The sequence below is a fragment of the Frankia sp. AgB1.9 genome, from assembly GCF_016786355.1.
Taxonomy (GTDB): domain Bacteria; phylum Actinomycetota; class Actinomycetes; order Frankiales; family Frankiaceae; genus Pseudofrankia.
The window spans coordinates 1-12340 of the sequence record NZ_JADWYX010000190.1; the positions used below are offsets into that span (position 1 = coordinate 1).

General features: G+C 70.7%; 7 protein-coding genes and 1 pseudogene. 7 read left to right on the top strand and 1 reads right to left on the bottom strand.

What is annotated here, in order from left to right; all coding sequences use genetic code 11:
• From I6A60_RS39060 to I6A60_RS39080, 5 genes are all read left to right on the top strand, one after another.
• A partial coding sequence (locus tag I6A60_RS39060) for a protein kinase (protein WP_203055849.1) occupies window positions 1–2258 on the top strand: 2258 nt, incomplete at its 5' end.
• A 52-nt stretch (window positions 2259–2310) separates the two neighbouring features.
• Window positions 2311–4512 (top strand): serine/threonine-protein kinase, encoded by a 2202-nt coding sequence (locus tag I6A60_RS39065; RefSeq protein ID WP_203021391.1) that lies wholly within the window; start codon window positions 2311–2313, stop codon window positions 4510–4512.
• Between the two features lie 13 nt (window positions 4513–4525).
• Window positions 4526–6724: a serine/threonine-protein kinase gene (locus I6A60_RS39070; RefSeq protein WP_203055850.1), complete on the top strand. Its 2199-nt coding sequence runs from the start codon at window positions 4526–4528 to the stop codon at window positions 6722–6724.
• Window positions 6725–7304: 580 nt separating this feature from the next.
• Window positions 7305–9611: a CoA transferase gene (locus I6A60_RS39075; RefSeq protein WP_203023792.1), complete on the top strand. Its 2307-nt coding sequence runs from the start codon at window positions 7305–7307 to the stop codon at window positions 9609–9611.
• 337 nt (window positions 9612–9948) lie between these two features.
• A complete protein-coding gene (locus I6A60_RS39080) occupies window positions 9949–10464 on the top strand; it encodes a hypothetical protein (protein ID WP_203023793.1) in 516 nt (171 codons plus the stop codon).
• A 49-nt stretch (window positions 10465–10513) separates the two neighbouring features.
• Here I6A60_RS39080 and I6A60_RS39085 read toward each other — a convergent pair whose 3' ends face one another.
• Window positions 10514–10864 (bottom strand): hypothetical protein, encoded by a 351-nt coding sequence (locus I6A60_RS39085; RefSeq protein WP_203023794.1) that lies wholly within the window; start codon window positions 10862–10864, stop codon window positions 10514–10516.
• Between the two features lie 18 nt (window positions 10865–10882).
• Here I6A60_RS39085 and I6A60_RS39090 point away from each other — a divergent pair, with 18 nt between their 5' ends.
• Both I6A60_RS39090 and I6A60_RS44350 read left to right on the top strand, forming a co-directional pair.
• Window positions 10883–11065 carry a hypothetical protein gene (locus I6A60_RS39090; RefSeq protein WP_203023795.1) on the top strand — a complete coding sequence of 61 codons (183 nt, stop codon included), beginning with the start codon at window positions 10883–10885 and terminating at the stop codon, window positions 11063–11065.
• A gap of 135 nt (window positions 11066–11200) precedes the next feature.
• A pseudogene (locus tag I6A60_RS44350) lies at window positions 11201–12336 on the top strand (IS630 family transposase).
• The last annotated feature ends 4 nt before the right edge of the window (window positions 12337–12340 follow it).

The following is a 12340-nucleotide window of genomic DNA, read 5'->3' on the forward strand; positions in this document are numbered from 1 at the left end:
TTGCGGGCCGCCAGTCCGAAACGGGCCGCGTAGTCGCGGTGAAGGTCGTGGAGTCGGCTGAGCGCGCCGCGGACGTCCCCCTTGCGGTTGGGGAGACGCTCCTCGGGCTCGACCATCCGCACCTGGCCAAGACGATGTCGGTGGTGCGCGCGGGCACTCTCTGTCTGATTGTGACCGAGTTGCTGCCGGGCGGCAGCCTCGCTGGGCGGCACGACCTCGCCGGCGCCGTGGCCTGCGCGGTGGTGGTCGATGTCGCCGAGGGACTGGCGGTCGCGCACGCGGCCGGCCTCGTGCATCGTGGCCTGACGCCGACGAACATTCTGCTCACCGCGGGCGGGCAGCCGAAACTGACCGACCTCGGTGTCGCGCTGCTCGCGGGCGGCTGGCCGCCCGACGCCGCCGAGCTGGTCGTCGGCAACCCGCGGTACCTGGCGCCGGAGCAGATCACCGGGGCGGGGCTCAGCGCTGGGACCGACGTCTATGCGCTCGCCGCCACGTTGTATGAGTTGCTCGCCGGTGTGTCGGTGTTCGGCGACGGTCTGACGACGCCGGAGCGGCTGCGCCACCATTGCGAGGTCGTACCGTCGCCACCGGCCGGTGCCGGGCCCGCGGTGGCCGCGGTCCTCGGCCGGGCGTTGGCCAAGGCGCCCGGGGACCGGCACCGTGACGCGGCGGATTTCGCCGCTGCCCTGGCCGGCGCGGCCTTGGCCGACTACGGGCCGGGCTGGCGGCCGTCCGGTGGGTCCCTGATCGAGGTGCCGCCGGCGTCGCCGGCGCGAGACGCCGCGGGTCGAGGGGTGGCGGATCGGGCGGTTGGCACCGCGATCCTCACGGCTGGGGCCGCGATCCCCCCACAGCCGTCTGCGCCCGACCGGACGCTGCCGCTGCCCGGCGCCGCTCCTGCCTCCTCGCTCGGGTCGCACGCGGCCGACGCGGGGAGAACCCGCCCGATGCAGGGTCCGGCCGCCCCGCCCGACGCCGGTTCGAGCGCGGCGCGCGTACGTCCGCTCCGTCGCGCGGTCGTGCCTGTCGTGGCAGGGGTCGCCGCCGCGCTGATCGCCGCCGCGGTGGTCCTTCCGCTGGCCCTGAGCAGCCGTGCTGGTTCTGCGGCCGCCGTCTCAGGGGCGGTCGGCCCCGGCTCGTCGCCGGCACCTGCTTACGCCGCCGTCCCGGGCGCGGCCACGCCGAAACCACCCCGTGTCTCCGTGGTCACGGTCGCCGGGACGGGGGCGACCGGTTTCGCGGGTGACGGCGGCCCCGCGACGGCGGCGAAGCTCAACGGTCCTCTCTCGCCGGCGGTGGACGCGGCGGGTGATGTCTACATTCCTGACTACGGCAACAACGTGGTCCGGCGGGTGAGCCCGGATGGCACGATCACCACCGTCGCGGGCGACGGGACAGCAGGGTTTTCCGGTGACGGCGGCCCGGCCACGGCGGCGGAACTCGATGGGCCGGCCGCGGTCGCCGTTGACGCTGCCGGGAACCTTTACATCTCCGAAGTGTCGAACAACCGGATCCGTCGTGTAAGCGCCACGGGCATCATCACCACCTTCGCCGGGCGCAGCGACGACGGGCCGGGGACCCTGCTAGGGGACATCGCGGCACCCGCCACCGCCAGCTTCGGCGATGGGGGCCCGGCGACGCAGGCCTATCTGTTCGCGCCCATCGGGCTCGCGTTCGACGGCTCCGGCGACCTCCTCGTCGCCGACTCCGCGAACAACCGGATTCGGCGGATCAGCCCGGCCGGGGTCATCACTACCGTCGCTGGCGGCTACGGGCGGGGCTCGTACGGCGACGGTGGCCCGGCGACGCAGGCGCTGCTCGACGACCCGTACGACGTTGCTCTCGACAGTGCGGGCCGGGTGTACGTCGCCGACCAGTACGGTCACCGTATCCGTCGGATCGACCTGGACGGCACGATCGAGACGATCGCCGGTACGGGCATGGCCGGATTCTCGGGCGACGGCGGGCCGGCTACCGCCGCGACGCTGCGCGATCCGCGTGGGGTCGTCGTCGACGCCGTCGGCGACGTGTTCATCGACGACCGGGAGAACCACCGCATCCGGGAGGTGACCACCGCCGGAACGATCCTCACCATCGCGGGCACGGTCCCACCGGGGGAAACCCGCGCCTCTGCCGTGCCGGGGCTGCTGCCCGACGGCGGCATGGCCGTGGATGCGGCAGGACGCACCCTCTATGTGGCCGACCGGGGAAACAACCGCATCGTCCGCATCACGCTCGGGTCGCAGCGGACATGACGGTGCGGCTCGTAGGAGGTCTGGGTGCCCCTGTGGCAAGGGAGTCGGTGCGGTGACGGTTGTTGACCGCGCGCGGGTGGCCGCGGCGCTGCCCGGCTACACGATCGGCGAGGAACTCGGGTCCGGCGCGTTCGGCGTTGTGCTGGCCGGCCGCCACGACGGCCTTGACCGCCCGGTCGCGGTCAAGGTGCTGGCGAACACGACGCCCCAGGTCGCGACGGGTTTCCTGGTGGAGGCCCGGGCCGTGGGGCAGCTCGATCACCCGCACATCGTGCGCACCCACGACTGTATGACCCGCGAGGACCTGTGCCTGCTGGTGATGGAACTGCTCGGCGGTGGCACGCTCGCGCGCCGCAGGCTGCGCCCCCAGGAGGCCTGCGCCGTCGGTCTGGCGCTCGCCGACGCGCTCGCCCTCTCCCACAGCCGCGGCATCTTGCACCGGGACATCAAACCGGCGAACGTGCTGCTCGCCGACAGCGGCCAGCCGAAACTCGCCGACTTCGGCATCGCAAAGATCATCGAGGCGTCGGTGTCGTCGGCGAGCCAGATCGTAGGCACGCCCCGCTATATGGCGCCCGAGCAGATCAAGGGCGAGCATCTCAGCGGCGTCACCGATCTCTACGCGCTCGCCACGACGCTCTACGAGCTGCTGTCGGGCAGGACCACGGCCCCGCCGCGCACCCCCATCCCCGAGATGCTGCGCCGTCAGCTCACCGTCGTCCCGCCACCGCCGCCGGACGTGCCCGCGCCACTGGCCAAGGTCGTGATGCGCAGTCTGGCGAAGCGACGCGAGGATCGTCATCCCGACGCCCATGCCTTTGCCGACGACCTCGCCAGGGCCGCGACCGACGTGTTCGGCCGAGGATGGCTGCGGGACGCGGGGGTGCCGGTCCAAGTCTCCGATGACCTGCGCGACCTGACCGCCCGTCCCACACACGTCCGCCGCCGCGCCCCAGGTGTGGACAGCCCGGACGCACCGCGACAGCGCAGGCAGGGCAGCGGCGTCGCGGCCGCGGCGCTGGCGGTCGCGATCGCCGCCGGCGCGGCGCTCGGCGGGGGCGTCACCTGGGCGGCGGTAGGTCATCGGCACCCAGGGGCCTCGACCGCAGCGGCTGCGATGCCGGCCTGGCGGCCGGGCGCGCTCACCCTCGGGAGCATCACGACGGTCCTGCGCGGCGGCGGCACCCTGACCCCCGGGTTCACCGGCGACGGCGGTCCCGCGAGTGCGGCCAAGTTCTTCTACCCGGCAGGCATCGCCATCGACCCAGCCCGGGGCTACCTCTACGTCGCCGACAGGTTCAACCACCGGATCCGCCGCGTCGACACACACGGGACCATCAGCACCGTCGCGGGTGACGGCATCGCCGGCTACGCGGGCGACGGCGGCCCGGCCATCCGCGCCGAGCTCAACAGCCCCTTGGGGGTCGCGGTGGCACCCGACGGCAGCCTCTACATCGCCGACGCCAACAACAACCGCATCCGCCGCGTCGACGCGAACGGGATCATCACCACCGTGGCGGGCACCGGCACTACCTGGTACGGCGGACCGGTGGGCACCAGCGGCCTTGCCTTCTCCGGCGACGAGGTCCCCGCGACGGACGCCAACCTCTCTGCTCCGCAGTCAGTCACCGTCGACGCGCGGGGCGATCTCTACATCGCCGACGCTGGCGACGACCGGATCCGCCGGGTCGACACCCACGGGATCATCACCACCGTCGCGGGCACCGGCGCGCACGGCTTCGGCGGCGACGGTGGCACCGCGACCGCGGCACAGTTCCGCTTCCCCAGGTCTCTCGCGCTCGGCCCCGACGGCAGTCTGTATGTCGCCGACCTGTCCAACGAGCGGATCCGGAAGATCAGCCCGCAGGGAGTCATCACGACCATCGCCGGCAACGGAACACGAGGAACGACCGGGGACGGCGGCCTGGCCATCGACGCGGAGCTCGACCTCGGCCTCGCCAGCCTGACCGTGGACCAGGCCGGCGACATCTACCTCACCAGTTTCGAGCGGGTTCGCCGCATCGACACCCGTGGGCTGATCACTACGCTCGCTGGCTCGGGCCAACCCGGTATCGGCGGAGACGGCGGACCGGCAGCCAAGGCGACCCTCGCCGAGCCCGACGGCCTCGCCATCGATGACGGGATCCTGTACATCGAGGACTCTCTCGGCGTCATGCGTGCTGTGCGCATCGCGGCCGTCCCCTGTGCCGTGCACGGTTGCCCGTCAGCGGCGACCAGCGGGCCGAAGGGGTAAGACGGGTCCCGACGTGCCCGTCATCGACCGCGCGCAGGTGGCAGCCGCGCTCCCCCGCTACACCCTCGGCGACCAGCTCGGCGCCGGCGCCTTCAGCCTGGTCCTTGCCGCGCGCCAGGACGACCTCGACCGCCCCGTGGCCGTCAAGATCTCCGCGGCCGGCTCGTCGGCCGACGACGCGCGGCGGTGCGACGCCGAGGCGCGCATCCTCGGCCGGCTTGATCACCCGCACATCGCGCGGGTCCACGACTACCACAGGACCGACCGCCTCGCCATTCTGATCATGGAGCTGCTTGACGGCGGGACACTGGCAAGCCACCAACTCTCGGCGGTCGCGGTCTGCGCGACGGGCATCGCGATGGCCGACGCACTCGCCCACGCGCACGACCACGGCGTGCTGCACCGCGACATCAAGCCCGACAACATCCTGTTCACCGCTGCCGGGCAGCCCAAGCTCACCGACTTCGGCCTCGGGAAGCTCGCGACGGAACCAGCGACGACTTCGGGGCAGGTCGTCGGCACCCCCCGCTACCTCGCACCCGAGGTCATCGCCGGCCAGCCCGCCGGGCCGCACGCGGACCTCTACGCGCTCGGCGCTGTCCTCTACGAGCAGCTCGCCCGCCGCCCGCTGTTCGACCAGGTCCTGTCCCGGCCCGAGCTGCTCCGCCACCACCTCGAGATAACCCCGCGCCCCCTCGACGACGTGCCGGCACCCCTCGCAGCCGTCGTCATGACGGCGCTGGCGAAGGACCCGGCGCTGCGGCCCGCGAACGCCAGCACGTTCGGACGAGCACTCCTCGACGCCACCGCCACGGTCTACGGCAAGGACTGGCCCGCGCGGTCCGGGCTCGTCCTGCACCTGCGCCAGGACCCCCACGACGAGGACCTGACCACCCACCTGTTCGCACCAACCACACCACGAAAGATGCGAACGGCTGCACTCCCGCAGGCTGCCCGTTCCGCCACGCCAACGGACAGGCCCCCGGTCCAGACGTCGCATCCGGACGAGACAGCCCAACCCCGAACCGCCCTACCCAGCCCCCAACCAGAACCAGCCACACCCACCCACGGCCACCGGTGCATCCGCCTCAGGGCCCCACGGCGCTGGCGCCTGGCCGTCGCCTCAGCCGCTCTCGCGGTCCTCGCCGCCGCGGTGACGACCCTGCTGGCCGTCGGCCCGAGCGGCAGGACGACCACTACCGCATCGACCACCGCGGCCCACCCCGCGCCGCGGGTCATCTCCATGACCACCTTCGACGGCTGGGCCGCAGGACCCGCCGGCGACGCCTACCTCGCCAACAGCCTGGACAACGTCGTCGCGCGGCTAGCCGCCAACGGGCAGGAGACCATCATCGCCGGGACCGACGCGCCGGGCTTCGCAGGCGACGGCGGACCGGCGATCGACGCGGAACTGCACGGCCCGACCAACGTCGGCGTGGACGGCACAGGAAACATCGACATCCTCGACCAAGGCAACGGACGGATCCGCCGCGTCGACACCACCGGGCGGATCACGACCATCGCCGGCGGCGGAACCATCCAACAGAGCGCGCTCACCGGACAGCCCGTCGCGGCAACCCGCGCCCACCTCACCGAGCTCGACGGCCAGTTCGCCGTCGACACCACCGGCGACGTCTACTTCGCCGACAACGGACACGTCTACAAGGTGAACCGGCCAGGGATGCTCACCGTCGTCGCCCAGATCGGCCACACCACCGACGACGCATACCCCGAGCTCACCACCGGTCCGCTCGGCGCACTCGCCGCCCGCGACGGCCGACTCTACGGGACCGACCTCGAACACAACGAGATCAGGATGCTCAGTGCCGGTGGCAACGTCACCACCGTCGCCGGCACCGGCACACAGGGCGACACCGGCGACGGCAGACCCGCGACCGCCGCAGCCCTCGACCTCTCCGACGGGCTCAACCGATACCAGGCCGGCCTCACCGTCGACGCAGCCGGTGACCTGTTCATCGCGGAGCCATCCCGAGCGCGTGTCCGCCGTGTCGACCGCACCGGCACCATCACGACCGTCGCCGGCACCGGAATCGTCGGCGAACCCATCGGCACCGGTCCCGCACACGCGACGCAGCTCGGTTTCCCCTACCAGGTCGCCGCCGCACCCGACGGCTCCCTCTTCATCGCCGACCTCTACGACATCCTCAGCGTCGGAACAACGGGGCTACTCCGGATTCTCATCCACCACTGAATCAACCGCGGAAGTAGCACGCTAACGGTCAGGTAGACCGGGGATTTCACCCCCAGGCACACATCCCGATCTTGGCCTGTCGGGTGTGGTGCGGTCGGCGTTTTGCCCAGTCTGCGGAATGATCCTGTCGCGCAGGAACGTCGTGGCCCGGATCGGGAACTGTTCGACGCGGACGCGTAGGCGCGGCATCTGATGCCTGCGAGCAGCATGTTCGCGCTCCCGGCGGATCGTCGGGAGCGGTGGTTCTCAAAGGAGATGCTCGCCGAACATCGTGAGTGTACGCTCACTCCGCCGGATCGCGCCGGCGGCCATTCGTGCCGACCCAACAGTTCCCGTCGTGGAACTCAGGGCTGGTGGAAGACCAGCCAGGGAGTTCGTCGCCAGCACATGGTTACCGCCCCGCGTGGAATCCGGGCCGCGATCTTGCTGAGGGCGAGGGGGCAATGGACATCTACTGCTCGATCCGGGCCGCACGCGACCGGGCGCGCGAGACCACAGCGTTGGGACCCGACGGGGCTCACAGAGCGGAAATTTCGGCCATGCCGGACCAGATCGCCCCTTCTGACACACCGGCGCGGTCATGACCGCGGACGAGAACGGGACCGCGCCCTGCGCGGGCGTGCGCGTCGTCGAGGTCGCGGTGGGTGTCAGCGACCTCGGTCTCGGCATGGCGGGCGGCGTGCCTGGAATGATCCTCGCCGATCTGGGCGCCAGCGTCGTGCGGGTGGTCGGCGAGGCGCCGCTGCCGATCGACTCCGGGGTGTCGTGGGGCCGAGCCTGGCACCGCGACAAGGAGGTGATCCGAACCGACGACCCGAGGCGCGTGCTGGCGTTACTCGCCGACGCCGACGTCGCCCTGGTCTACGGGTCCGAGACCGTTGTGGAACAGAGCGGTCTCGGCTACCTGGACGTACAGCCTCTCAATCCAACACTGGTCTATGCACGCTGTCGTCCGAGCAGGACCTCGAAGGGCACGATCGCCGACTACGGCCTGCTCGTCGAGGCGAACGCAGGATTCTGTACCCAGCTTGACGGAAACCGCCCGGGGCCCATCTTCGTCGACTGTCGGGCGTCCGGTAGCGGCACCGCGCTGCTGATGACGGCCTCGGCGCTCGCCTTGCTGCGTCGTCGTGTCGTCGCCGGTGTGGGCGGCTGGGCCGAGACGTCGTTGTACGACGGGATGCTCGCCACCCTGGTCTGCATGATCGGCCGTTCAGAGCGGGCCGCCCCCAAGATCGAGGAGTATTGGGAGCAGGGCTCGTTCTTCCCGCGCTTCCTGTATCGCTGCGCGGACCGGGAACTCATCCAGGTCTGGTTCGGCGGCAAGGGCATGTACGCCAAGCTCATCGACGTCCTGGGCGACCAGCCCAGCCCAGCGGGCTACTACACCGACCAGGTGACCGGCGCGTTGAACGCCCGCGCGGTGCGCTGGAGGGAGACATTCACCCAACGCCCCCGCAACGAGTGGATCACGCTGCTGCGATCGGCCGGGGTCGCCTGTGAGCCGGTGCTGCGCCCTGGGGAGGCACTGTCTGACCCGCACCTGACCGAGGCCGCGCTGACGGTCACGCGATCCGAAGGCGGCCATCGCGACGTACTGATCGCCACTCCGATCACCGTGCGCCCGCTAGCCTCGACGGACGGACAGCCCGAGGCCGAACCTCCGGCGTACACGGCGAATGACCGCCCCAGCGGGAGAGGTCTGCTGGCCGGGGTGCACGTGCTGGACTTCTCCGCTTTCGTGGCTGGCCCACTCGGCGCGCAGGTACTCGCCGACATGGGAGCAGACGTGATCAAGGTCGAACCGCCCGGCGGCGAGGCGATGCGGGCCGCCGCCTACGCCGTCGCCGCCTGCCAGCGCGGCAAACGCAGCCTGACCATAGACCTGAATGCCGCACAATCCCGGCCCGTGGTCGAGCGGCTCTTCAGCTGGGCCGACGTCGTTCTGCACAACTTCAGTGTCGGGGTGGCGGAACGACTAGGCATCGACGCGAAGACCGTCGCCAGGATCAACCCCCGCGCGGTCTACTGCCACGCCAGCAGCTTCGGCCCGACCGGGCCGCGGGCGACATTCCCTGGCAGCGACGCGTTGATGCAGGCGTTTACCGGGCTGGCGCGCGCGGTGGGCGGAGACGGAAACGACCCGGTTGCGCCGACCTGGATCCCACTCGATGTCAGCGGCGGTTGGGTCGCGGCCGATGGCATCCTCGCCGGTCTCTACGCCCAGGCGACGTCCGGGCGGGGCCAACTGGTGGCCACGAGCCTGCTCGGCGCCGGCATGCTGCTGCAAAGCGGCGTGTTCCAACGCGACGGCGAAGACGTGCGCGGCCCGGTCGTGGACGCCGACCAGACCGGATACGGTCCCGGCTATCGCCTCTACCAGGGCGGCGACGGGCGATGGTTCGCTCTCGTCCTGCCGGACGAACGGGCCTGGTCCCGGCTAGGTGCACTCGGCGAGGTCACCGGGCTGCCCGCGTCCTACACACCACTACGCGGCGGCGCGCACGACGAGAGGGCACGGCGAGCCGAGGCCGTCCTCGCCGCCGCGTTCGCCACCCGGCCGGCGGCCGAGTGGGTGGCGCTGCTACGACGTCATGATCTGCCAGCTGAACTGGTGAAGCCGATGAACCGCGACGACTTCCGCCGGGCGGTGCTCGACGACCCGGTCAACCGCCAACTCGGCCGGGTCGCCGCCTACCACGTGGCTGAGTGGGGGCACTTCGAGCAGATCGGCGCGCTGACCCGCTGCGGGCCCGGCGCTGACGGCGACCCAGCCATGATGGTGCCCGGCATCGGCGAGCACAGCGTCGAGGTCCTCAACGAGCTCGGGTTCCGAGCCGAGGAGATCGACGCGCTGCTGGCCGAGAAGGTCGTCCGGCAGTCCTGAGGCCACATGGAGCTGGAATCCCACCAGCTCGCCGGCCGGCTGGGCAGGGGCGAAATAGGGGCCGCCGACCTGCCGGAGCCCCCGAGGCTGGGTCGTACTCAAGCTGATCCGCGCCGAGCTGGTCGACGACCCCGACTGCCGGGTGTGGTTCCAGCGCGGGATCCAGGCACGCTTCGGCTCGGGAGCGCTCACACGGCCCGACCGGTCGATTTCGGATGATCAGCAACCGGACGGGTTCGGCTATGCGGATCCCGTGGAGGTGTTCGGGCGCGTGGCGGTCGGTTAGTAATGTTCATTCTGCGACGGTGGTGTCGTTTGAGCCGGTGGTGTGTGATCGGTGCAGATACAGGCGTTCGCCGGGGAACTCGGGGGGCGGTATCGGTCGTCGACCGGTGACGATGGCTGCAGAAGGATGGCAATGCCTAGGACAGGCACGACGACGATCGGGGCGCTGGTAGTCGCCGGGGTGCTGGCGGTCGGTGGATGCGACGACGCCGGGACGCCGCCTCCGGCCGCGGCCCCCTCGCCGAGTACCGCGACCGCCGCGGCGTCGACCGCCTCCGCGGGCCCGGTCGACGTCTGCACCGTCTCGGTGTTCTCGGCTGCCGGAGTTGACGCAACCGTCAGGGTGGATTGGGGACCAGGCGCTGTTCCGAGCGCCTGGCAGCCTGATGCCTCGGTCGACATCGTGAGCCAAGGCCGCCAGGCGGGCAGCCCCCTGTCCGTGCCGGTAGGTCACAGCAGGAACCTCCCGCCGCTGGCCGGCGGCTTTTACAGCGTCTTCGTGGAGATCCTGCCAGCCAGCGGCGTCGGGCCCAGCGCTGAGTGCGACACCTTCTTTACCGTGATCTGACCGGTAGCCAGGACGATCGGTGCTACCTCTCGTGGTCGCGCCCGTCAATTCATCGGGGGGTGGTGGGTTGAGCCAGGCGGTGGCGGTCGGCGAGGTAGAGGCCGCAGGCGCAGTCGAGGGCTTCTTGCCGCGTGCCGGCGGGGTGGCCGCTGGGCAGGACTGACGTGTCGTAGTCGTCGTGGCTGGCACGGTAAATGGCGAAGCCCCAGGTAGTGGCGGAGCCGGCGTAGCGCAGCCGCACCAGGGGCAGGGTGGTGCCGCCGGGGAGCTGACCGGCGACGTAGGCGAACTCGCCGTGCCACCGGATGGTGAGGCCGTCAAGCTGGGGCCACCGCTCGGCTGCCCTGGCGACAAGGCGTTGGCGCAGCGAGGTCTTGGTCGACTCCGGTGGCTTGGCCATGCGGCCATCGTGCCTCAGATGCCTGTCTGGATCATGGTGTGTGTGCCGTCCAGTCCCTCTGTCATCTGCCTTGACGATGCGCAGCGCGCCGAGCTGGAGTCGTTGTCGCGCCGGGCAACAGCGCCTTTCCGGCTGGTGATGCGGGCGCGGATCGTGCTTCTCGCCGCGGACAGGGTAGCGGCGGCCTTCATCCCAGACTGAGGGGCTGATGATCGACGACACGGGGCCTCCCGAAGGACGGCTCCACCGCGCCTAGTGCCGCAGTTGACATGGTTGGTCCGGTTTCGGGCGGCGTGGTGGGTGAGTTCCGCGGAGCGCGGTTGAGATGATCGTCGGATGGCGGAGCGGGTGCGGGTCCGTGACATCGACGCGGATGAGGGACAGTGGCTGTTGCGGATCGTGCGGCGGTCTTCGGGGTCGGTGGTGACGTGGCGGCGCGCGCAGATGGTCCTGTTGTCTGCGCAGGGCATGGCTCCGACGAAGATCGCGCAGGTGACGTTTACGTCGGAGGACCGGGTCCGCGACGTGATCCACAATTTCAATACCGACGGGTTCGTGTCGCTCTAGCCGAAGTACTCCGGTGGCCGGCCGCGGAAGTTCACCCTGCCGGAACGCCTGGAGATCAAGAAGATCGCGAAGTCGGGTCCGTCGGAGCATCAGCTGGCGTTCTCGAGCTGGAGCCTGTCGAAGTGGGCGGAGTTCCTGGTCGCGCAGGGGGTGGTCGACGACATCAGCCACGAGAGGCTACGGGTTTTGCTCCGCGAGGAGGGCGTCTCGTTTCAACGGTTGAAGACCTGGAAGAGCTCGACCGATCCGGACTACGAGGTGAAGAAGGCTCGGGTCGAGCATCTCTACGCGATCGCCGACGGCCAGGTCATGCCGCAGGACGGTGAGCCGACGGTCGTGATCTGCATGGACGAGTTCGGACCGCTCAACCTCCAGCCCCGCCCAGGCCGGCAGTGGGCCGGCGTCGGCGGACAGAGACGCGATCCGAGACGAGGGCCGCGCCGCAGGAACCGCGCGACCTACACCCGCAAGCTGGGCGTTCGTCATCTGCTGGCCGGCTACGATCTGCACCGCGACCGCCTCTACGGCCACGTGAAGCCGGTCAAGGGCCGGACCCAGTTCCTGGCGCGTTCTGTCGCTACTTGCGGTCGCTCTATCCGGCGGACACCCGGATCGCGATCATCTGCGACAACTTCTCGCCGCACCTGTCGACCCGCGTCGACCGCCGGGTCGGCGACTGGGCCGACGCGGCGAACGTCGAGATCGCCTACACCCCGACCTACTCGTCCTGGCTGAACAGGATCGAGGCCCAGTTCACCGCCCTGCGCTACTTCGCGGTGGAGGGCACCGATCATCGCAACCACCGCGCCCAAGGCAGCATGATCCGCCGTTACATCATCTGGCGGAACCGACACGCCCAAGATCAGAAGCTACGCCAGATCGTCGCCCGGGCGAACGTTGCCTGATGCG